The sequence below is a fragment of the Streptomyces sp. SAS_272 genome, assembly GCF_052543235.1.
Genome location: NZ_JBMNDR010000009.1, coordinates 49,884 through 71,413, shown reverse-complemented (window position 1 = coordinate 71,413; position 21,530 = coordinate 49,884). Strand labels below are relative to the sequence as shown.

Sequence of the window (21,530 nt, the reverse complement as noted above, 5' to 3'; positions counted from 1 at the left end):
CCGGCGTCGGCGCCAACTGCATGGTGGTTCGGCGATGGATGCCGGCTGGCGGAAGCCGGCGTTTGCTCAGCGCCCCAAGGGCAGCTCCTGAATCCGTTCGAAGGTGTAGGTGTGGTGGTCGGGACCGGTCGAGCTGCCTGCGCCCGTACGCCAGGCATGCTCATTGACCCGCTCCGATGCCGTGGGATCGGATGTCGTCATGCCTCCTTCCGGAGCCGGTGCAGGGTGCGATGCCCGCGCTCGACGAGTTCGGGGTCGCCGTGGGTGGCGCCGTACTGGATGCCGCTGAGCGCGTCGAGGGCCGACAGACCCTTGAGCGCTTGGGCCTCGTCCGGGGACAGCGTGCGGCCGTAGCCGTCGAACAGGGCGGCTTCAAGTTCGGGCGCGTCAATCCAGGTGTCGGCGATGCGCACGAAGTCGCTGACGAGGGGCCCGATTTCCGCGCGTTCCCAGTCGATGAGGGCCAGGGTCCCGTGGTCGTCGAGCAGCAGGTTGCGCCGCTGTACATCACCGTGGCGACGGCCATGGGGGACTGGCGGGACACGGGGCAGGTGCAGGGCGAGAGATCGCACCAGCGTCTCCTCTCCGGGCTCGAGGAGCCCGTCGGCTGTCGCGAGGTGCCGCTCCAGCTTGGCCAGCCCTCCCAGGGCCTGCGCCATCATCGGGGGCTCGCCGATGTGAAGGGCCCGCAGGAGCTGCCCGAGCTGGCGGTAGACCGACTGCCAGGCGGCCATGCTCAGGTCGGCGCCGTGGAGTACGCGGCCGGGAAGCGCACTGACGATCACGGCGAGTTGTTCCGGGGCGGCGGCGACGAGCTGCGGGGCGCGGCCGGCTCCGAGGGCCGGGGCCCACTCTCTCAGGGCACCCACCTCACGCTGATGGAACTTGGGCCCCTGGTGAACCTTCAGGAACCAGCTCCCGCTGTCGCGTCCGGTCAGCCGCCACACGCGGGACGCCTCCCGCGCCCAGGAGGCGTCCGTGGCTCCCTTCAGCGGGCCGATGGTCTGCTCGGCGAATGTGCCGAGCTGTTCACCCAGTACGGCGTAGGGCTCCGGCGCCCGCGCGAGCAAGGGGTGCAGACGGCTTGGCCCGTTCGCGTCGTAGGCGATCGGGTCGTCGGGTTCCTGGAGATGCAGCGCGAAGGAGTGCCCGTTCCGGTATGCCTCCAGGCCGGCCCGGCAGTACGCCACCATGTCGTCGGGCAGGTCGTGGAGGGCAAACCAGTCCAGCTGTGAGCAGCGGTCCGGTTCGGCGATGCGCGGGACGCCGATCCACCGGGTGACTTCGAAGAACCAGCCGGTGCGGTTGTGACCGGCGGGGCTGCGGTGCTGCATCACCAGCGCGACGCGGACGTCGGCCGGCCGGATGATGATGCCCAGTTCCTCCTCGGCTTCCCGGACCAGCCCGGTGACCACGTCCTCGAAGTCGCCGTCGAGGTGCCCGGAGGGCATGTGCAGCAGGCTGGAGGCGTAGGTGTCGCCCGCCCGCCGGCTCAGCAGCACCTCGCCGCCACGGCGCAGGATGAGATGGACGTCGACCGGTTCCCAGTGGCGCTGCCCGATGTCGTCCCCGCCCCGATGCGAGGCTGCCTGCCCGTTCACCGCTGGCCTGCCAGACGGGGGTGCGGCCGACGCCGACTCGCGTCCGGGCACCGCGGCGTGGCGTCGGCGAACCACCCCACAACGGGGTTTACGGGAACGCGCGCGAACGCGCGGGTGTGGGGCATGCGGATCTCCGGGGTGCAGACGTGACGTCCAGCGTCAGTGACCGCGACGCCCGGGTGCCCGTTTCCGGACGTCACGGATTCTAGCCGGGACACTATGGAGAGTTGGCTGGTCACCGGCTTGATCACGCCGGTCTGCTGATCACACAGCTCGGCCATGCGCGGACTCCTTCCGGGCCGTGCCGGCGTATGACGCGGCCTGGGGCAGGACCGGGTATTCCAGTGCCAGTGTCTGTGGCGCGGTCAGGCCCGGGGAGGTCAGTTGCCAGCCGTCGAACAGCCGCGCGATCTGTTCCTTCGTCCGCAGGTGAACGGGGCAGCCCGCCGCCGTCATGGTCTTGGCGAATCGGCGCACGGGCTTGCCCGAGACATCGGCGGTGGCGTGCGTGATGACGAGAGCGCTGCCGGTGGCGGCGACGTGCTTGTACTGGTCGACGAGGACGGCCAGGGGCTGCGCCGCGGTGTCATCGATGTGGTGGAGCACGCTACCGAACAGAAGGATGACCGGTTCTCGCCAGTTGATCGTCTCCAGGATTTCTCTGGAAGCGAGGATCGACTCAGGGTCGCGTACGTCGGCGCACAGGCTCTCGACGACAGCGAGCGCCTTGCCCGTCATCATTGCGTCGGCGTGAGTGTGCACCAGCACGTCGTTGTCGATGCACACGGCGCGGGCATCAGGATGAATGCGAGTCAGGACATCCACCGGCGTGGGGCCGTGGGGAAGGCCGCAGCCGAAGTCGACCAGCTGCCGGATGCCCGCGATGGCCAGGGCCTGCACCATCAGGAGCACGTACATGCGCTCGTGGCGCACGGCGCTCTCCAGGAACGGCATGCGGTCGGCCGCCCGAAGGGCCCCGTCACGGTCGACGATGTAGTGGTCTCGCCCGCCGAGCAGGTAGTTCTGCATCCGGGCGCTCGACGGCCGTGCCTGCAACTCGGCGATCGCTGCGGAGGGGTGGAGGAGCATCGGATGATCAGGTCGCATGCCGCTCCACCTCGCCGGTGATCGTGTGGAGTTCGGGCAGACGCCACGACGGACCGTCCGGTGCACCGAGCCACAGCGTGTGTTCGGTCTCCGTGATCGTCACGCCCAGCTGCTCCACCTCTGGTTCTCCGGCCGCGTGCCACTGACCGAGCGCGTCGAACAGATCGGAGCCGAGATCGCGCGGCCCCCACTCGTAGATGCGGGGGGAGTGGAGGAAGACCACTGCCCGAGACGCCTGGTGGTCATGAATACGCAGGCGGTCGGCAACGTCGCCTTCGAGCTGCGCCACGCTGCGCACGACCTGCATCCGAAGGTCAGGGCGAAGCAGGCCGGCGAACAATCGGGCCGCCGGCCGTACATGCGCCCCCCTCGCGTCCAGGGCTTCCGACGCCCTCGGGCTGCCCTGCGACTCGACGGAGGTGCCCTCACCAGGGCGGTGCTCGCGCAGCCACACGGTCTGCGGAGCCGGTCCGGCGTGGAAACGACCACTGGCCGACGCCCCGTCCCGCGCCACGGTCAGGACGAGCAGAGTGCTGGATCCGCCCAGAGCGGTACGGACGGGCAGGCACAGCCGGCCACCCGGACGAACCCGGGTGACCCACTCCCACGGCACACGGCGTACCGCACGATGGGACATGAGCCCGTGGAACGAACCCGCCGGTCCCAAGACCCCGGCCTGAGTCCCGCTGACCACCTGAACCCGCGGGTAGGGACGTAGGCGCTGCCGGGCGATCTCGGCGAGACGTTCTGTGTCCGCGACCGTCACCACCTGGCCGCCCTGGAGATGGTGCTCCAGAGAGGCTGCCGTCCAGCCGCAGTCCGTGCCGATCTCGGCAACGGCCGTCCCCGGTACTGGAGCGAGCGCGGCCAGGCGTGCCGTGACGTCTTCTTTGGACGGGATCACTCCCGTGACGATGCCGGGGCCGCCCTCCCCACCGTCGTCGACGTCGAATACGAGCATCTCGGAGCGATGGACGAACTTCGCCCACTCACCGGCGTTCTTACTCCGGTCCACCCTGCGCCAGCGCCCACCTCGGTGCGTACGGATCACGTTGGGCACGAAGTCCTGTCGCCGGTCGCAGGTGAACACGTCCCCCATGTGCTGGTGAACGGGGCCACTGCCCGGTTGCAGGCTGTCGGCCTCGACGCGGGCGTTCATGCCTGTCCTGCCTTGGCGACGACGTCTCCGGAGTTTTCACGGCCGGTCGCGGGGCCCAGGAGACGCAACTGCCATCCTCGCGTGACCGCGTGCGCGGCCGAGGAAGCGCCCAGCGCCCGCAGCAGGCGTCGAGCGTCCTTGCGTACGTCGTCCAGCGGACGCTTCGCGCCGGCCGCGATCTCCTGGACGGTCTTTCCGCCGGCGAGCCCTGCCAGGACGGTGTGCTGCTCCTTGGGCAGCTCGACGACGTAGTCCACAGGCCCGGGGACGTCCACGTACCCGCGACGATAGGCGAGGTCCACCATGCTCGCCCGCTCGGAGGTTCCGAGCTTTCCGCCGATCCGGAGGATGTACGTCTTGACCGTGCTGTCGGACACTCCCATGTCGCAGGCCGTCTCTGCGGTCGTCCTTCCCTGAGAGATGCCCAGCAGAGCCTCCCGCTCCTGAGGGGAGAGCGGCGGCGAGATGGTCTCGTCCGGGGCCGGCATGGTCGTACTCCTTTGGTGTTCTGGCACAGTCGTCGTCTTATCGGGGCCGGCCCACTTCGCTGGTCGGCTGGTTGGGGCGTGAGCTACGAACCGCCGTAGAGCTGCAGGGCGAGTTCGGCGAGGACGTAGACGGTGGGCAGGCTGATGGCAGTAGCGAGGAGGACGGCGCCCCGGTGCTCGCGAGCCTGTCGCCAGCCACGTCGAACGCGCCCTGGGGCCGGCTCGTCTTTGCGGGGTGAGCCCGAATTCGGTGGGGCGGCCGGAGCACGGTGAATCCGCTGAGGAGGCGCCGCGCGATAGGACCCGGTCATGTCATGCACCGTCCCGCTCGCAGTCCTGTTCGGCGTAGCGCACCAGGGTCTCGGTGTGGACGGCGAGACGGTATGCGTGCTCCCTCGCCGCCTTGAGCCCCTCTCCCGGAGCGACGTCGCGGGCCTCCTGCGAGCGTTCGATCGCCTCACCGCATGCGGACCACCCGCGACTCCCGGCGGCGAGCGATTCCAAGTGGATCGAGACGTAGGGGACAAGCGTCGTGACGTAGCCGCTGAGCGCTCGCGTGACCGCCGCGAGGGTGTGCGGATGCGGGTACACCCCCGCATGCTCCCAGGACTTCGCCGCACGAATGGCTTCGCGGATACGCGTCGAATCGAACCCGGCGCACACAATCCTGCCCCAGCCGTCGACCAAGTCGGCAGAGGCGTCGACAGCAGGAAAGACGGCGAGCAGCTCCCGCCCGACCTCGGACATCCGCCGGTGCAGGGACGCCGCACGCACGGTGTCGCCGGGAATCTCTTCGTCGAGTAGCGCACGCACGCGTATGACCAGTCGAGCGTCTTCCAGAGGAGGCTCGTTGGCATCGACAGGAACGACTGCTCCGAGTAGTCGCATCAAGTGACCGCGCATGAGGAGTAGTTGGACGTGTCGTTCGTCCGGGTCTTCGCTGACGGAGGCAGTCTCGGCGAAGACCAGTCTGGTCACTTCGGGGTGAAGGGTCTCCTGCACCCCGACAGGCGATGGTCCAGGTGCGAGGGTCGATACAACGGTCCTCAGGTCAAGGCTCAGTTCCCTGAATGAGCCCTCCGGCCAGGACACGCCGTCCACCTGCCCACTGCCGACTGGGTGGGCCGAGGCCGTGGTGCGAGGCATAAGGACAACTCCACTAATCGAATACGAAGTTAGCGATCGGGGTGTCACCTCGGCGGCCCTCAAGGAGGAGCCGCCGAGGCATTTCGAGCCGCCACTCGCCGACAAGGGCGGTTCGTCCGGGTGAAGCACGGCGCAGCGTGCTACATGGGCATCGTTCAAGGGGCCCGTAGACGCCGGTACCGCGCCGCAGGACCCGGTCGGGACGTCCTGGGACGTCCCACTGGTTGCACAACCATCAGGGCCGAACGACCCAACAACGGTGAGCCGTTGCGGCTGGGTCGTTCCGTCGCTCCCCCCAGACGACCCTGAAATCTCGGGAGGGGACGGCGATGCAGGTAGTGGACTCACTACTTCGGTGGAGCATCGCCGGCTTAGTCCTGAGGCAGCTTCTCGCGTGACTGCGATCATCACGACCTCCTCGTAGGAACGCCGAAGACGCACCACGTCGACCTGCCGTCGGCGCTGACGCCCCAGTCCTGTGCGAGGACGGCAACGAGGAACAGCCCGCGGCCGGAGACATCTTCGGCGTCCGCAACGGTGAGCTTGGCTGGCGCTGGGTTGCCGTCTGCGACTTCGACCCGTACCTCTCCGCAGGCGTAGAGGACCGTCAACTCGATGTCTCCGCAGCCGTGCTCGATGCCATTGGCGACAAGCTCGGAGACGGCGAGCACGATGTTCTCCGCGGTCGGCCCAGGTACTTTCCACAGCCGCAAGTGGGCGGCGGTGATCCGGCGCATGCGTCCGACTCGGGCCTTGTCCGGGGTGAAGGCCACCGCGAAACCGAGGGCGGTTTGGTGCACGAGTTCTGCTGCGACCATGGCGACGGCCGTGGCGTGGCTCATCGGGGGCCGGTCCCACGGTGCCACTGCGGGCCGACGCCGCCCAGCAGTACGGCGCTCAAGACAGTGGATCTGCCAGTAGAGGAGTTCATGTGGGGGTGCTCCCGCTCGTCGAGTGGCCGGCCTACAAGAGCGAACCGCCTAATCCCGGTGACTGGAATGGGGTCAAGAGCTCGGAGGTGGTCAAGGTGGTCAAAGATCGTCTGCGGACATCGACGCGGGCGGGTGGCGTGGTGCGCGCCGGATGGGCACGCGTGGCCCCTGCCTCGTCAACGTTGTGCGTTTGGGATGGATCCAGTGCACAGCGGTCTGCGCGGCCAACTCCCGTCGACTGACGACGGGTTCCGGGTCCATGGTGGTGCTCTCTTGCTGTCGATTGCTGGGCGAAGCACGGTTAGGAGCATGAGTGCCGCGAACCCTCTTGCGTCATTGCGTCGTTGCATGAGCGGGTATGCATGAGACGCATGGACCGCCGGACAGCGGACACCTAGCGTCTCTAGGCTTGGGCTCCCAGAGCGGAGCGCCAGACGAGCGGGGTACGGCACATGGCAACTGGGCAGGTTCGGCACTGCGCCTGTGGCACGCGATTGGCACGGGACAATTACGCGAACCGGTGCGCCCTCTGCCTCCGTAAGGACCGGGCTCATACTGTGGCCTCCCCGCCCGTTGTGCCCCCGGAGTTCTGGCAGCGGCCCACCATGCGTGAGGCGCTGAGTAGTTGGCACATGGGCCGGGTGTTCTACGCCTATCGCACGCATCCGTGGCATGGCCGTGTGCTCTCGCAAGAAGCCATGGCGGTATGGCTCGGACTCAATCAGGCGCAACTCAGCCGTATTGAGAGCGGCAAACCTCCGCAAGACCTCAGCAAACTCATGAGGTGGGCGCATAGCCTGCGGATTCCGGCAGACCTACTGTGGTTCAAGTTGCCCAGGCCAACGCAGGAAGTTTCTACCGAGGCTGTTCCTGTAGTGCCACAACCCGAAGAAACGTCGTCCGTTCAGAAAGAGGCTCCGCAGGTCGGCGTGATGCTGCCGATCGTTATCCACGGCCGGACAGTCCTGGTGCCGGTAGACGCTGAGACCCTTGCAGCGAGCGGTTTGGGCACGCTACTTGGTCACTCGGCGGACAGCACCGCCACGGACGCACGCAAGCGAGACCCCATGAGCCCCATAAACCGCCGCGACTTGCTCAGGACTGGCGTTGCAGCTGCCGCGCTGCCTGGCCTCGGGCTGGACGAGCTAGAGCACATTGCGGCTGCGCTGGACGATGCCCGCTACCTCGACGGGCCGGTCGTTAGCTACTTCCGTCGCCAACTCGAACAAGCCAAGCGCGACGACGGGGCGCTCGGCCCGAAGAAGACGTTGCCGGTTATGCTCGGCCTATTGGGTGCGATTGAGGGCCATGCTCGGGACGTGACGCCGCGTGTGCGCCGTGAACTCCTCGCCCTCGGTGCGGAAGGTGCAGAGTTCACCGGATGGCTGTATCGAGACATTCAACAGCCGCAGGCGGCCGTCTTCTGGTATGACCGCGCAATGGAGTGGGCGCAGGAAGCGGACAACGCAGCCATGCAGGGCTACGTGCTTCTCAAAAAATCACAGATGGCGTACGACGAGCGTGATGCCCTGCGCATGCTGACGCTTGCCGAAGCTGCCAGCAATGCCCGCTGGCAGCTGCCGGTCCGTGTCCGGGCCGAAGTTACGCAGCAAGAAGCGCTAGGCCGCGCCATGCTCGGGGACCCGCTCGACGTGGTGCGCGGCAAACTGGACACGGCACAAAAGCTCTTGGCCAGCGTTCCCGAGGAGGAGCCAAACAGTCTCGGGGCGTACTTCACTGGGCACACGCGCCTGCTCCGCGATGCAATTACCTACACCGAGGCCGGTAAGCCGAGTCTCGCCGTCGATTTCTTCAGCGACGTACTGAGCATGGGTAGCCTCTCCCGCCGCGACACGGGCTTTTTCAATGCGCGACGGGCGGCAGCATTGGCGCTCAGCGGTGAGCCTGATGAAGCCGCGAAGGTCGGCAAGGAGTCGGCCGAAGTGGCGCGCGAAGTGAAGTCAGAGCGCACAGTGCGCGTCCTCGGCGAGGTACTTCTGACCCTTGATAGGTGGCGTAGCCGGCCTGCGGTCCGTGAATTCCGTGAGTCGCTTACTTCCTGAGCCACTCGGTCACGGTGCGGATGACGAAGGCTTGGTATTCCTGGCTCTTGGGGTTCAAGTATTGCGGGTCGTCGTGGACAGCGAAACCGTGCTGAGAGCCCTCAACGGGCACGAGCTCAACCGGTGCCGTGAACTGCTCGACGGCAACGCGCGAGGACTCATACGGAACGAGCGTGTCAGCCGTGCCGTGCACGATGAGAGTGGGTGCTTGAACCTCCCCGAGTGCTTCATGGGGATTAAGCCAAAACACCTCGTTGAGAATGGGCCGCCCGTGGCGGAGCGTTGGCGTGAACTGGAGTGCGCCGCGCTCGTTGAGTTCCTGGGCGGCTTCCTCGCTGATGACGTCATCTGTCCAGTACGGCCGACTGTCGATAGTCCGCCGCTTGTAGTCCAGCTGCGGATTGAACAGCACGAGCCGAGTAACTTCGTTCGGCCGCTTTGCGGCGTAGTAGGCGCAGATACCGCCGCCGAAACTCGCGCCTAGCAACGTGATTTGTTCTGCCTGAGTCGCTTTGTGGACGTGGGCAAGCATGATGCGAATGTCGTTGAGGATTGTCGAGAGCGTTAGCTCTTCCTGCCGTCCTTCACTCTCGCCATGGCCGCGTAGGTCAAACCGGAGTGAGGCGATACCGGCGTCAGCAAGGCCGCCTGCAAGCCGCGTGAAGAAGCCGCCTTCTTCACGGGTGACGCCTCCGCCGTGCACAAGCACCACGGCCGACGGTGTCGGTTTCTGGGGACGTACAAGGGTGCCCGCCAGGTGCAGGCCGTCAAGGGTGCGAACGCTCACGCTGTTAGTCGCCATGAGGGCAAGCGTAGTTATCAGCTCACGGTGGCAAGGACCTCCGCCGTAGCGTGTTCCTCGTCGACTCCGCGCATCCGAACGTCCATCGACGGGACTCCTCGATCCAGTTCACGACCTCGGGCGCTCTGGTGCCGTGGCCTCGATGGTTTGCCGTGTTCTGGCGAGCGCGTGCGCAGGCTCTGTACGAGAAGTGGGGCTATGAGAAGCAGGACGAGGCCAAACCGTCTGACTACTCCCGCTGTACGCCGCCATGGTCAAGCGTCCGGCCTGAGACATCAAGAGGGCCGCGCCCGGCTCCTCTCCCACCGACCTGAGCCCGGCCGCCTTGAATGACCAGAGGTTGCCCCGAGAGGTGACTTTCTGCCACATGTCGAACGTGGGCGGCTAGTTGAGTCTAGCGTTGGAGCTGTGGCTGGCCTTGGGCTTCCAGCGAGCGCAGGTCGGTCAACGTGGTCAAAGATCGAGTTCACTGGTGGGGGCGCAAGGATGGCGCGCGAGCGGAACGAGAAGCTAGCCGCACTGCTGGAGGAAGCTCGCTGGTCACGGGCCCAGGCTGCCGCGGCGTACAACCGAGTCGCCGAGGAGACACTGAAAGGCGAGGTCCGGGAAAACTCCAAGATCGGGCGCTCCCACGTGAGCATGTGGGTGGGAGGCACTCAGCCGACGGGAATCGCACCGGTTATCTTGTGTCAGGCGCTGTCCCGTCGCTTGAAGCGTGAGATCACGCCACAAGAGATCGGGTTCGCAGCTTCCACCTCACCAGCGCAGGGGGCGCTGGACTGGCGCGTCGATCCGTTGATCACGCTCAACGACATAGGGAGTGGCGTGGACCCGGACCGGCGCCGCCTGCTGGCAGGCGGGGTGTACTCCGCGGCGGCCCTGATCCTGCCGGACGAGACGTGGTGGGACGCCATGTCGCGGCCACCAGCCGAAGAGCCGTCGACGGGCAAGCGCGTCGGCCTGGGAGACGTCGAGACCGTACGGGAGCTGACCCTAGCGTTCTCGCGCATGGACCAGCGGCGTGGCGGCGGGCACGGCCGGCGCGCGGTCGACGAGTACCTGCGGAATGAGGCCCACAACTTCCTCCGGGGCAGGTTCGCTGACGATGAGACCCGGCGCGCCATGTTCGCGGCCTCCGCCGAACTGGCGTATCTATCGGGTTGGATGGCCTTCGACAACAGCGAGCATGCGATCGCGCTCCAGCGCTTCAATGCCGCGGTGAAGCTGGCAGCGCGCTCCGGCGACGCACCGCTGATCGGACACATACTGCGGGCCATGGCGCACCAGGCACTCGACCTTGGTTTCCGGCGCGAAGCCCTTCAGATCGCGCAGGCTTCGGTGCACGGCGAGCGGTACGCAGCCGCCACGCCCCGGGAACGTGCTCTCTTGGGTGTAGTGCACGCGCGGACTCTCGCTGCGAATGACCACAACCAAGAGGCGGTCCGGGCCCTGCTGCGAGCGGAGGACAATCTGTCGAACGCCCATGACGGCATCAGGGAGCCGGACCGCACGTTCTTCTTCGGTGAGGCGTCGTTGGCACACGAGACCGCATGCACGCTGCGGGATCTCGGTGATCACCAGCGGGCGATCAAGGAGTTCCGGCGCTCCGTGCGCACGCGTGGAACTGCGTTCCGGCGGACGCACGCGGTGACCCTCGGGTACATGGGCGCGACGCAAATCGCACAAGGTGGCGTCGAAGAAGCCTGCGCGACATGGACCAGCGTCCTGGACGCGATGGAGGACGGGATCTACTCCGGCCGTGCGCGGCAGAGGGTCGTTGAGATGCGACGACTTCTGTCGCCCTACCGGAAGCGCGGCATCCCCGCGGTGGGCGTACTCGATGCCCGTGCGTCCGCATATCTGGCCCAAGTAGATTGATCGCAAGTGTCGTTGAGACGGAGTCGAAAGGCTGGGCCATGGCTTTGGAGATCAAACCGATCGGGGAGGTTGTCGCGGGCCGTACGGAGGTCGCCGATGACTATTGGGGTGGCGTCGAGTCGGTAATTCAGCTCGATGAGGATGAGTTTCCGCTCGACTCTGTGCAGGGCCTGGAGGAATTCTCTCATCTGGTGGTCGTGTGGCACTTCGACCAAGCGTCCCCGAGCGACGTCGAATACCACGCCCGCAGCCCGCGCGGGAACACGCGGTGGCCGGCAACAGGCACCTTCGCGCACCGCAACCACCGGCGCCCCAACCAGCTCGCGCAGTCCTTCCCTCGCCTGTTGGGAGTCGACGGCCTCCGTCTGCGGGTGACCGACCTGGACGCCGTGGTCGGTACAAGAATTTACGACCTCTCTCCGTTCTTCATCGAAATGGGGCCGCGCGGCCCGGTTCACGAGCCCGCGTGGCCTGGCGAGATGCTGGAGAACTACTGGGTAGAGAAGGAGTGAAGGGGGGCGCCGCAGATCGGCTGGGGTCGGGATGTCGTCAGTGACCTCGATCCGCACCTTGCTGTCCGTGGTGGTGGACCCGGGGTCCCACGTCTCCGGTCCGGTGCTCGACGGCGTTGGTGACCAGCTCGGAGACGGTGAGTGACCGGGGGGCCGCAGAAGCGGACGGTCCTGACATGCTGGGCCGCATGGCAACTCTCGATGGTAAGCCGGTGTCCGCAGACGACTTGCTCCCCCTGGCCCTGACCAACTTCGGTCAGTTCACGTCTATGCGCGTCGATGGCGATGGCAGCATCCGGGGCCTCTCTCTGCACATGGAACGGCTCGTCCGGGATTGCAAGACCGTGTGGGGCGCGGATCTGGACACCACGCTCGTTCGCGTGTACGTCCGCCGGGCCCTGGAGGGGCAGAGCACCCCGTGCGTCGTCCGCGTCACGATCTACGACCCAAAGGTGGAGATGGGGCACCCGGCCGACGCTGACGAGCCGCACATCATGGTGTCCGTGCGGGGTGCCGGAGCTCTGCCCCCGGAACCGCTGCGCGCCATGAGCGTGCCGTACGAGCGCGACCTGCCCGAGGTGAAGCACGTCGGTCTCTTCGGTGCCTTGCACGCTCGTGGGACAGCGCAGCGCGCGGGGTTCGGTGACGCGCTGTTCGTCGGCCGCGACGGTCTCGTGAGCGAGGGCGGCACCTGGAACGTCGCCTTCATTGACGGCAATGGGACCGTGGTGTGGCCGCAGGCACCCGTGCTGCCCGGCGTGACGATGGCCCTCCTCCAGAAGCACACCAACGGCGTTGAGCACCGCACTGTCCCCGTCACTCTCGACCAGGCCAAGCGCATGGCGGCGGCCTTCGCGACGAACACCAGCATCGGGGTACGCGCCCTGTCGGCGATCGACGACAAGGAACTGCCGACTGTTCACCCCGTGCTGAGCGCGCTCCGCGAGAGGTACCTGTCCATCCCCGGCGAGACCCTGTAGCTGTACCGCCGAGCGGCTGGCCCTGCGATGCGCGGCTTCCCGGACGGGACGCCCATCCCAGGCGAGTCACGTGCGGCCAGTCCACAATGCGACCCCCGTTGTCACATGGAGGAGACGGCATACCCGTGCCGCCGGATCACGACTACCTTGCAGGCATGACCTTGGTCCAGCCTTCCAGCCGTCTCGATCGCCTCTCCGATGCGCCTGGCGAGCTCTTCGTTTACGGCACGCTTCAGTTCGCTGTCGTCCTCGAAGCTCTGTTGGGGCGAGTACCGGCCTACATTCTTGCTTCCGCACCGGGGTGGCGCGCTGCCGTGCTCGAAGGCCGGGTCTATCCCGGACTCGTTGCCGCGCCCGGAACCGCCGCGGCCGGCCTCTTGCTCACCGACCTGACCGACCAGGAATGGACGTTGCTCGACTCGTTCGAGGACAACCGGTACGAGTTGCGGGAGGTCGCTCTCTCGACCGGCGGCAACGGGTTGGCGTACATCTGGCCGGACGGGGAGGTGCGGCCAGAGGACTGGGACCGAGCCGAATTCGAGAGTCTGCATCTTCAGGCTTACGCCGCTCGGTGTGCCCGGATCGGCTCGAGGTTGGCCGCAGGCGAGCCCAAGGGCGAGTAGGCAGTCCGGCGCCAGGCTGGTCAGGCGTTGCAACCCTCACCAGCACAAGCGGTTCACGACTACCTTGCTGATATGACGATCTCGGCTGTACCCGCCCGTGCCGTATTAGAAGAAGCCTGCGCTCTTGCAGACTTCGACCCCGCAGGCGCCGAGCCTGTCCGCCTCGCCGAGAATGAGATCTGGCGTCTCGCCAGCAATGTAATCGTCCGTATCGCCCGCGCTGGCCAGTGGAAGGCAGCCTTGCGTGAGGTCCTCGTGGCCCGGTGGCTCGCCGACAACGGAGTGTCGGCCGTGCGAGCGTTGCCGTTTGAGCAGCCCATCGAGGCTGGAGGCCAGCCCGTGACCTTTTGGGCCGAGCTCCCGCCGCACGAGATCGCCAACGTCATGGACGTCGTGACGCTGCTGAAGCAACTTCACCCATTGCCGGTGCCGGACCTGCCGCTCGACCGGCTGGACCCGTTCGTCCGGGTGTCTGAGCGGATCCAGGCGGCCACGTCGCTGTCGGAGGACGATCGCGCCTGGTTGCGGGACCGGCATGCGGAACTTCGCGAGCAGTGGGAGCGCCGGCCCCAGGGCCTGCCCGAGTGTGTCGTACACGGTGATGCGTGGGTGGGCAACGTCGTACGTACGACGGACGGGCCGGTACTGCTGGACTTCGAGCGGGCCTCCGTCGGGCCGCCAGAATGGGATCTGGTCTCGATCGCGGTCAAGGTGTCCACGACCGGTACTGTCACCGCAGCGGAGTATGCCGAGTTCTGTGCTGCGTACGGCATGGACGTCACACAGTGGGAGGGGTATGACCTCCTCGCTGGAGCCCGTGAGTTGCGCATGACCACCTATGCGGCCCAGCACGCCGCAACGCGCCCGGTGTGGCAAGCCGAGGCACAGTACCGCGTCGACTGCCTGCGCGGCCGTGCCGAGCCGCGTCCCTGGAGCTGGAAAGGGATCATGTGATGTATTCCATGCATCCGGTCGGACGTTCTGGCCCACGCCTTGCTGTGCGTGAACTCGCCCTTGAGGACGTGGATGCGGTGCTGGCCATCTACGGCAGCCCCGAAGCTACGGAGCACCTGTCGTTCGAACAGCGTAGCCGTGAAGAGGTGACCCAGATGGTGGCCAGGTCGATCGCCTCGGCGAGGGCGACTCCGCGCATCGAATACGCTCTCGCCGTCATCGAACGGGACACGAACGAGCTGATCGGGTTCGGCCGTCTCGCTGCCGATCCGCATCAGCAGCGAGCAGCCACCACGGGCTTCGCGCTGCGTCCAGATGCCTGGGGCGTCGGATACGGCGTGGAGATGGTGCGGTTGCTGCTCAGCGTCGGCTTCGACGATTTGGGCCTTCACCGCATTTGGGGAGCGCGGTCTCGTCTTAACGACGCTTCGGCCAAGACGATGGCGGCTGTCGGGATGGTTGAGGAAGGAGTGATCCGCGAGCACGTTTTGAAAGCTGGCAGATGGCGGGACTCCGTAGTGCACGCGATCCTCGATCGAGAGTGGCAGTCCACCACGCCGGTGTAGGACTCCTTCCGAACCCTGGGGTTAGCAAAAAGGGGAGCCGCATTGCCGCCCGATGCCGTGGCTCAGACGCGGACGTCGGCCGGTCGGCGAACAACCCGGCGTCGTCAAAAGCAACCGGACGCTCATCCTCCGGCTTACTTTGCGGTCGATTCGTCGACCACCCACGACAGGTAGGCGTCGGACCCGCCAACAATTGGCAGGACGACCCACTCCGGAACCTCATAGGTGTGTTCCTGGGCCACCCAAGTCTCAAGCTCCGGCAGACGATCGGAGGACGTCTTATATGAGATCCGCCATTCGCGGGTGGTTTCGATCCTTCCCTTCCACCAGTAGACCGCGGTCAACGGCGGGTCAATGTGGGCGCCGGCGGCTAGATGGTTCTCGACTGCGCCTCGCGCCAGGACCATCGCTTTGTCCTCGTCGTCGATGGTCGTCTGTGCGACAACGATCTCGTCCGCCATGCAACTGGCCTGCCTTCCTCGTCGGCGTACCTCGACACTATCCAGCCCATCTTCCAATCCTCCACGCCTCATGATTCGTAGCACAGGCACTCCTTACGGACGAGCTACTCGGTGCATGTGGCGTGGATCCTGGCTTCGTTCTCGGCTAGGGGCTCGGCGAGCTTTGCGAGTAGTTCCACGTTCTCCTCGAGCGCCACATCGAGCCGAATGCGCAGTTCGGCCGGGTTGTTGCAGCCGGGCCAATCCTCAACGTTTCCATGGTCCGGATTTGTGTCTGAAGCGAGGCGATCGTCGCCGAGATCCCAGCTCTGCCTGGGCCGATCGAGCCGGTGACCTACCCGCCCGGCGCCGGTCCGCCGGCCGCCCAGGCTTGAGAGGCCGCGAGGTTCGGCGCGGTGCCTTCGGGCACGTATGCGAAGCCGTCCCAGGGCTCCAGGACCCGCGGTTCCTCCGGCCGCACGTGGGTGGCCCCGCCGCAGACGGGCCGGTGTCGGCGGTAGACGTCCATCGGTGCACACCTGCGCCGGTGGTAGGGAGCGAGTGGGTCGTCGGGGTCGATGCTAGGGGCCGCGCGGGACGGCTGGTCCGGCAGTCCGGGACGGGCGTGCCTGCCCACGGTGATGCCCTGCCTCTTCTACTCATATGACCAGGCCCGGCCGGTGGCTTCGGCCGTCTTGCGGTACTCCTCGACGGGGATCGGGGTCATTCCGGGCCGTATCCGAGTCAGCAGCAGAAGACCGTCAAGGTGATCGATCTCGTGCGCGATGAGCCGGGCTTCGCCCCGTTCGTAGACCGTGGTCGTGGTGCTGCCGTCCAGCGTCACCGCCTCGACGGTGATCCGCAGGGGCCTGGGAACCAGGGCCCGTACGTCGAAGAACGACAGGCAGCCTTCGAACTTCTCGTCCATCTCGTCGGATGCGGAAGTGATACGAGGGTTGAGGAGCATGATCGGATCGGCGCCGGGCGGCGTGACGATGGCTGCGGCCCGGTCGATGCCGATTTGCGGGGCGGCCAGGCCCAGGCCCTTGCCGGAGAAGTCGTGTGCGCGGCGGATGCGTTCCATGGCGTCGAGGAGTTGACCGACGACGGCGTCGGCCTGCTTCCGCTCGTCCGGGAGTCCAAAGGAGCGGCCGGGCTCGGCCAGGATGGGGGCGCCGTACTGGACGATGCCGAGGTCGCGCATCTGTTGGCTGGGTCGCACTCGGATCATCCCCCTTCGTGGACGGTCATCGGGATTCTGCCCCGTGGTGTGCTACGAGGCGGCTCGTTTCGGCCTCGACGGCCGATGACGGGCCCGCGGTTTCACATCATGTGATGGTGCCGGTGGTGAGGGCCAGGGCGTGTGCCTGGACTTCGGGGTTGGTGGCCAGAGCTGCATCGGCGAGGAGGTGGAGACGCCAGTACAGCTCCAGGCGTCGCTGGTCGGCTGGAGCGGGCCCATGGGTGAGCACGGGCTGAGGTGAGAGCAGGCGTAGACGTACGGCGAGGCGGGCAAGGTCGGACGTCGGGTCGCCGAAAGCGGCGAGTTCCCAGTCCAGCAGTACACGTGGGCCCTCTGGGACGCGGACGAGGTGTCCGAGCTGAAGGTCGTGGTGGAGCAGCCGGTGCTCGATGTCGAGATTCACTCGGTCGAGGTCTTGGCGGAGGGCTGCTGCGACGGTAACGAGATCGGGTGCCGTGGCTGTGTACAGGTTCAGGCGGTCGTGGAGGTAGTCGCGCCAGGTGTGGTGGCGGGTGGCTCCGGCGAGGCGCCCGAAGTGCGTTCCGGGGATGGCATGGACTGCGGCGAGGGGACCGGCGAGTTCATCCAGGAACCGGTCGGCGGGGACGGGCTCGGCCTGGACGACGCTCTGGGCGGTCCAGGCCGGCTGCATTTCGATGTCAGCATGCAGCAGGCGGGGGCTCGGGACCCGGTGGTGCGTGAGGAGGGCGAGAGCGGCGGCCTCGTTGGCGGCACGGGCAGGGTCGCTGTAGTGCTTGAGGATGTACGGCTCGTGCCGCCGATGTGCCAGACGCGGACGCTGGCCACGGCGGCGGTCAGCAGCGGTGCGCCGATGAGCCAGGCGGTTTTCGTCACATGGCCCTTGCCGCACAAGCCAGATAGACTCGCCGGAGTCCGGCAACGGGCACCCGGGTCGTCGCGGTCATAGGCGGCAAGTGGATTGATTCGTCGTCCCCTGGGAGGCCCCGTCATGCTGTCCACGCCGCTCACGGCGGACCGTCGGCTACCCAGTGGAATCCGCTCTGCTCACTCGTCGAGTGTGCCGGTGCCTTCTTCACCCTCAAGGCGAGCGTGTGTTCCTCCATCGCTACAACTTCTAGGCCATCGGCGTCCTCCACATTCGGATGCGCGGGCGTTGCGTATCGCAGTGTTGTCGTCTGTCCGGTTCACACCCAATGGGCTGGCGGTTCGAGGCCGTCTTCCCAAGCATTGAATCTTCGGCTCTTCTGAGGATTCGTGACGGCTGCGCCGCGCTTCCGGTCCGCGGGCAGGCCCGATTGATCGACCGGGGATCAAGGGGGCTCCTCATGCCTGAGCACGCGCTCGACTCGCCGGTGACGGTGAAGGACCTGCGTCGCCGGATCGGTGATCTGTCCTTACAGTTACGCACTTCGGGGACGCAGAAGCCGGCGGAGCCTCGGTTCGTCGACTACGACATGATCCGGTTGCCGCACGGTGACGTTGTCGGCCGTAAGAAGGTCATCGTCATGTCGGGCGGCTGCTCGGTGCCGACCTGCACGATGTGCCCTTTCACCAATCTGAACAACTACGGCATCCACGGCGGGACCTCGCGCGAGAGTCTGCTGGATCAGGTACGTCACACCCTGGAACGGACCGAGGGCGAGCCGTCGTACGAGGTGCTTTCCCTCTACAACGACGGCAGCTTCTTCGCCCCACGGGAGATCCCGCGGAACGTCCAGGTGGAGATCGCCCGGCTGGTCGCGGCGGCCGGGGTGAAGCGGCTGGTGGTGGAGTCGCTGCCGCAGTTCGTCACCGAGCGAGCGCTGACCCCGTTCGTCCAGGCCCTGGGCGAGGTGCGGCTGGAGATCGGGATCGGTTTGCAGTCCGCAGACGCGCTGGTGCGCGAGACGCTGGTGAACACCCGGATCTCCCAGGTCTCCTTCGAACGAGCGCTGATGGTGATGGCCGGCCTGGGAGTGGATCCGAAGATCTACCTGATGGTCAAGCCGCCGTTCCTGACCGACGGCGAGGCCGTGACCGACGTGGTGCAGTCGGTCGACTACCTGACCGGGCTCGGGGTCCAGGGGATGACGCTGTGCCCGACACGGGTGTCGCGGAACACGGTGGCGTGGGAGCTGTGGCAGGCCGGGCAGTACACGCCGCCGAACCTGTGGACCGTGGTGGAGGCGATCCGCCGGGTCCATGAGCGGCTCGCGGTGCGGGTAGCGTGCGTGAACCTGCGGGGGACGGACTTCGAGTCGGTGTTCCCCGACGCCTGCCCGGTCTGCGCGGACCAGGTGGTGGACGCGCTGATGCGGTTCGGAGAAACGGGCGAGGCCGACGACCTGCCCGAGGACTGCGCGTGCAAGCCGCCACTGGAGGTGGCCGGGATCGACCACGCGGCCGTCACCGCCCGCGCGGCCCGGCAGTTGGACGTTCTGGAGCGGTCGGGTGTCTGAGCAGGCCGCCGCGGCGGCCTGCGGGTTACCCCCGCACCACACGGTGCGAAGTTTCGACCTGGACCCGCTGGGGGCCCTGGAGGAAGGACATCGTCGGCACGGGCCGGTCTTTCGGATGGCGGTCGACGGGCACGAGACGGTGCTGGTGGGCACCTGGGCGGGGCTGGTTGAGCTGTTCGCCGGCGAGCGCGGTTGTCTGGAGGTGCTCAACACCCCGCTGGTGCATGACCTGTTCGGCCGCGCCCTGTTCAACCTCACTGGTGAGGGGCACGCAGAGGCCCGGCGCAGGCTGCGGCCGGCGCTGTCGGGCCGGGCGCTGCCTGGCTACTTGCCAGCCCTGCTGGAGGTGACGGATCCAATAGCAGCCCGGTGGGCGCAGCACGGCGTGGGAGATCTGTACACGGAGGTGCGGTCGCTCACCGGCTCTTTGAGCGCTCGGGTACTGCTCGGCATCGCTCCCGAGACGGCGGACGCGGCCGTGTTCGCCGCCGTGTTCGAGCCGTTCGTCGCCGGGTCCGGCGCTCCGCCAGGACGGGACCGGTTCATGACCGGCCGGTACTGGGCGGGGCGTGCAGCCCGTCGGCGGTTGCACGCCCTGTTCACCCGCCGGGCGGCTGCGGCTGTCGCCGAGCCTGGTACGGACTCGGCGTTGGCAGGTCTGGTGGCCGCGTTCGCGGATGCGTCACAGGCGGTGGGCCCGCTGCCGGATCACCTGTTGGCGCTGCTGATCGCGGCGAGGGAGACGACGGCGAGCCTGATCACCTGGTGCCTGGTCGAGTTGGCCGGCAACCAGCAGCACGCGGTGCTCGCGCAGACGGAGGCGCACGTGGCCGTGGCTACGCCGGAGGTGCTGGCGCGGCGGGATGCCGTGCCCGTTTTGCGGGCGGTTCTCGCCGAGGCTCAGCGTCTGCACTCACCGAACCTGCTCTCGTTGAGGGAGGCGGTGTGCCCGGTGGACCTGGGCGGCTACCGTATCCCGGCCGGTACCCGGGTGGCGTACTCCACGTCGGCCGGGCACTTCGACCCCGAGGTGTTCCCGCAGCCGCATACGTTCCGACCGCGGCGGTTCCTGGACGGCGACGCCCGCGGGGCGCGGCTGTGGGCGTTCGGCGGCGGCGCGCACGCCTGCCTGGGCCGGCCGCTCGCCGAGTTGATGGCTCTCACCGTCATGGCCTCGGTCCTTCACCAGGGCGTGCCGCGGCTGCCCGGTGGGCCGCCCAGCCGGATCCGCTACCGGCCGGCCAAGGCCCCACTCACGGCGGTGCCGCTCGTCCTCGACCGTCAGGAGATCGCTTCGTGACCCGCACCCCGCCCGACGCGCTTACCGCCTTGCGGCAGGCGGCAGCCCACCACGACGCTGCCCGGCACCGGCTGCATCTTGTGCCGAGCGAGAATGGGCTGTCGCTGGCAGCCCGCGTGCCGCACCTGACGGAGGCCGCCGTGCGGTACGCCTTTCCCGGCCCCGACGGCGGAGGCGAGAACTGGGCGTGGCCGGGACGGCAGGATCTGGTCGATATCGAGCGTGCCGCGGCCGTGCGGATCGGCGCGCAGCTGGGCGCACGCCACGTGAACCTCAAGCCGGTGTCGGGGGTTTCGGCGCTGACGGTGGCGCTCTCCGCGCTGGCCTGCCCCGGGGCGAGGGCGTTCAATCTGGTGGAGCGCGACGGCGGGCACGGCTCGACCCGCTTCATCGGTACCCGGCTGGGCCTGCAGATGGAAGATCTGCCGGTCGACCCGGCCACGTCCACCCTCGACCTAGACGCCCTCGCCCGTCTGCTGGGCGGCCAGCCGCGTCCGGAACTGGTGTACCTGGACGCGTTCATGTGCCTGTTCCCCGTGGACTTGTCCGGGCTGCGCGAGGTGGTCGGCCCCGACACGTTGATCCACTACGACGCCTCCCACACGCTGGGCTTGATCGCGGGCGGGGCGTGGCAGAACCCGCTCGCGGAGGGCGCGGACAGCCTCGGCGGCTCCACCCACAAGACCTACCCGGGCCCGCACAAGGGACTGCTGGCCACCAACGACGCCCAGCTCGCGGCCCGGCTAGATGAGCACGCCTCGCACTTCGTCTCCCATCACCATCCGGCCGACGTCGTTGCCCTGGCCGTAGCCGCCGCCGAGATGGACGCCTGCGGCGCCGCGTACGCGGCGGCCACCGTCGCCAATGCCCGCCGTATGGGAGCAGGGTTGGCCGAGCGCGGGTTCACGGTGTGCGGGGAGAAGGGCGGGTTCACCGACTGCCATCAGCTGTGGATCGACATCGCCTCGCTGCTGGCCGCCGAGGAAGCCTCCCGTCGGCTGTTCGAGGCGGGGATCGTCGTCAACGCGATCCCGTTGCCGCACATCACCGCCCCGGCGGGGCTGCGCCTGGGCCTGCAGGAGGTGTCCTGGGCCGGGATGGACGCGGCGGGGATCGACGAGCTCACCGACATCTTCACCGCCGTGCTGCGCGACGGCCGCGACCCGGCCGCCGTGGCGGCGCGCACGCGCGCCCTGGTGGAGGCGCACCAGGGCGACGGGGCCGACGAGCAGGTCCTGCGCGTTGCTCTTTCGGCCGTCGGAGCCGGGGGTGCTGTGTGAGTCCGGAGCAACTCCCTGTCCGGGGCGCCTTCCTTG

The 21,530-nt window shown here is 67.5% G+C and carries 22 protein-coding genes; 10 read left to right on the top strand and 12 right to left on the bottom strand.

The window, feature by feature from the left end; all coding sequences use genetic code 11:
- Positions 1–66: 66 nt before the first annotated feature.
- The 7 genes from ACN6LD_RS08840 to ACN6LD_RS08810 all read right to left on the bottom strand — a co-directional run bounded on the left by ACN6LD_RS08840 (position 67) and on the right by ACN6LD_RS08810 (position 6,343).
- Complete coding sequence (locus ACN6LD_RS08840) at positions 67–201, bottom strand: hypothetical protein (RefSeq protein WP_405745340.1); 135 nt, start codon at positions 199–201, stop codon at positions 67–69.
- Positions 198–1,601 (bottom strand): phosphotransferase, encoded by a 1,404-nt coding sequence (locus ACN6LD_RS08835; RefSeq protein WP_445036475.1) that lies wholly within the window; start codon positions 1,599–1,601, stop codon positions 198–200. The genes ACN6LD_RS08840 and ACN6LD_RS08835 overlap by 4 nt, the downstream gene beginning before the upstream one ends.
- A gap of 264 nt (positions 1,602–1,865) precedes the next feature.
- Entirely contained in the window at positions 1,866–2,690 is an 825-nt protein-coding gene (locus tag ACN6LD_RS08830) for an SAM-dependent methyltransferase (RefSeq protein ID WP_445036476.1), read from the bottom strand.
- Positions 2,691–2,697: 7 nt separating this feature from the next.
- Positions 2,698–3,867 carry a protein-L-isoaspartate O-methyltransferase family protein gene (locus ACN6LD_RS08825; RefSeq protein ID WP_445036477.1) on the bottom strand — a complete coding sequence of 390 codons (1,170 nt, stop codon included), beginning with the start codon at positions 3,865–3,867 and terminating at the stop codon, positions 2,698–2,700.
- The gene (locus ACN6LD_RS08820) at positions 3,864–4,355 is read right to left on the bottom strand and encodes a LuxR C-terminal-related transcriptional regulator (protein WP_445036478.1); all 492 of its coding nucleotides are present in this window, start codon (positions 4,353–4,355) and stop codon (positions 3,864–3,866) included. Before ACN6LD_RS08820 ends, ACN6LD_RS08825 begins: the two co-directional genes overlap by 4 nt.
- Positions 4,356–4,667: 312 nt before the next feature.
- The gene (locus tag ACN6LD_RS08815; RefSeq protein ID WP_445042833.1) at positions 4,668–5,333 is read right to left on the bottom strand and encodes a DUF6415 family natural product biosynthesis protein; all 666 of its coding nucleotides are present in this window, start codon (positions 5,331–5,333) and stop codon (positions 4,668–4,670) included.
- Positions 5,334–5,908: 575 nt separating this feature from the next.
- A complete protein-coding gene (locus ACN6LD_RS08810) occupies positions 5,909–6,343 on the bottom strand; it encodes an ATP-binding protein (protein WP_445036480.1) in 435 nt (144 codons plus the stop codon).
- Positions 6,344–7,038: 695 nt separating this feature from the next.
- Here ACN6LD_RS08810 and ACN6LD_RS08805 point away from each other — a divergent pair.
- Positions 7,039–8,496, top strand: a complete 1,458-nt coding sequence (locus ACN6LD_RS08805) for a helix-turn-helix domain-containing protein (RefSeq protein ID WP_445036481.1) — start codon at positions 7,039–7,041, stop codon at positions 8,494–8,496.
- Here ACN6LD_RS08805 and ACN6LD_RS08800 read toward each other — a convergent pair.
- A complete protein-coding gene (locus ACN6LD_RS08800) occupies positions 8,486–9,298 on the bottom strand; it encodes an alpha/beta hydrolase (protein ID WP_445036482.1) in 813 nt (270 codons plus the stop codon). The two genes, ACN6LD_RS08805 and ACN6LD_RS08800, sit on opposite strands and share 11 nt — an antisense overlap.
- 486 nt (positions 9,299–9,784) lie before the next feature.
- Between ACN6LD_RS08800 and ACN6LD_RS08795 the strand changes: the two genes are divergently transcribed.
- The 6 genes from ACN6LD_RS08795 to ACN6LD_RS08770 all read left to right on the top strand — a co-directional run bounded on the left by ACN6LD_RS08795 (position 9,785) and on the right by ACN6LD_RS08770 (position 14,811).
- On the top strand, positions 9,785–11,176 hold the full coding sequence (locus ACN6LD_RS08795; RefSeq protein ID WP_445042832.1) for a Tat pathway signal protein: 1,392 nt from the start codon (positions 9,785–9,787) through the stop codon (positions 11,174–11,176).
- 38 nt (positions 11,177–11,214) lie between these two features.
- A complete protein-coding gene (locus ACN6LD_RS08790) occupies positions 11,215–11,688 on the top strand; it encodes a TrmO family methyltransferase domain-containing protein (protein ID WP_445034255.1) in 474 nt (157 codons plus the stop codon).
- 176 nt (positions 11,689–11,864) lie between these two features.
- On the top strand, positions 11,865–12,668 hold the full coding sequence (locus ACN6LD_RS08785) for an aminotransferase class IV family protein (RefSeq protein WP_445034256.1): 804 nt from the start codon (positions 11,865–11,867) through the stop codon (positions 12,666–12,668).
- A gap of 155 nt (positions 12,669–12,823) precedes the next feature.
- Positions 12,824–13,291, top strand: coding sequence for a gamma-glutamylcyclotransferase family protein (locus ACN6LD_RS08780; RefSeq protein ID WP_445034257.1), 468 nt, complete (start codon positions 12,824–12,826; stop codon positions 13,289–13,291).
- Between the two features lie 72 nt (positions 13,292–13,363).
- On the top strand, positions 13,364–14,245 hold the full coding sequence (locus ACN6LD_RS08775; protein WP_119581079.1) for a phosphotransferase family protein: 882 nt from the start codon (positions 13,364–13,366) through the stop codon (positions 14,243–14,245).
- Between the two features lie 8 nt (positions 14,246–14,253).
- Positions 14,254–14,811 (top strand): GNAT family N-acetyltransferase, encoded by a 558-nt coding sequence (locus ACN6LD_RS08770; protein ID WP_445034289.1) that lies wholly within the window; start codon positions 14,254–14,256, stop codon positions 14,809–14,811.
- A 134-nt stretch (positions 14,812–14,945) separates the two neighbouring features.
- On the opposite strand, the gene cutA is transcribed toward ACN6LD_RS08770, so the two are convergent.
- The 4 genes from cutA to ACN6LD_RS08750 all read right to left on the bottom strand — a co-directional run bounded on the left by cutA (position 14,946) and on the right by ACN6LD_RS08750 (position 17,146).
- A complete protein-coding gene (cutA, locus tag ACN6LD_RS08765; RefSeq protein WP_119581078.1) occupies positions 14,946–15,272 on the bottom strand; it encodes a divalent-cation tolerance protein CutA in 327 nt (108 codons plus the stop codon).
- 334 nt (positions 15,273–15,606) lie between these two features.
- Positions 15,607–15,780 (bottom strand): DUF6087 family protein, encoded by a 174-nt coding sequence (locus ACN6LD_RS08760; protein WP_445034258.1) that lies wholly within the window; start codon positions 15,778–15,780, stop codon positions 15,607–15,609.
- A gap of 126 nt (positions 15,781–15,906) precedes the next feature.
- Positions 15,907–16,482, bottom strand: a complete 576-nt coding sequence (locus ACN6LD_RS08755) for a peptide deformylase (protein WP_445034259.1) — start codon at positions 16,480–16,482, stop codon at positions 15,907–15,909.
- A gap of 97 nt (positions 16,483–16,579) precedes the next feature.
- The gene (locus ACN6LD_RS08750; protein WP_332112914.1) at positions 16,580–17,146 is read right to left on the bottom strand and encodes a phosphotransferase family protein; all 567 of its coding nucleotides are present in this window, start codon (positions 17,144–17,146) and stop codon (positions 16,580–16,582) included.
- A gap of 655 nt (positions 17,147–17,801) precedes the next feature.
- Between ACN6LD_RS08750 and ACN6LD_RS08745 the strand changes: the two genes are divergently transcribed.
- The 3 genes from ACN6LD_RS08745 to ACN6LD_RS08735 are packed head-to-tail and all read left to right on the top strand — an operon-like array spanning position 17,802 to position 21,494.
- The gene (locus tag ACN6LD_RS08745) at positions 17,802–18,914 is read left to right on the top strand and encodes a radical SAM protein (RefSeq protein WP_445034260.1); all 1,113 of its coding nucleotides are present in this window, start codon (positions 17,802–17,804) and stop codon (positions 18,912–18,914) included.
- Positions 18,907–20,214: a cytochrome P450 gene (locus ACN6LD_RS08740; RefSeq protein WP_445034261.1), complete on the top strand. Its 1,308-nt coding sequence runs from the start codon at positions 18,907–18,909 to the stop codon at positions 20,212–20,214. The genes ACN6LD_RS08745 and ACN6LD_RS08740 overlap by 8 nt, the downstream gene beginning before the upstream one ends.
- Positions 20,211–21,494 (top strand): hypothetical protein, encoded by a 1,284-nt coding sequence (locus tag ACN6LD_RS08735; protein ID WP_445034262.1) that lies wholly within the window; start codon positions 20,211–20,213, stop codon positions 21,492–21,494. Before ACN6LD_RS08740 ends, ACN6LD_RS08735 begins: the two co-directional genes overlap by 4 nt.
- The last annotated feature ends 36 nt before the right edge of the window (positions 21,495–21,530 follow it).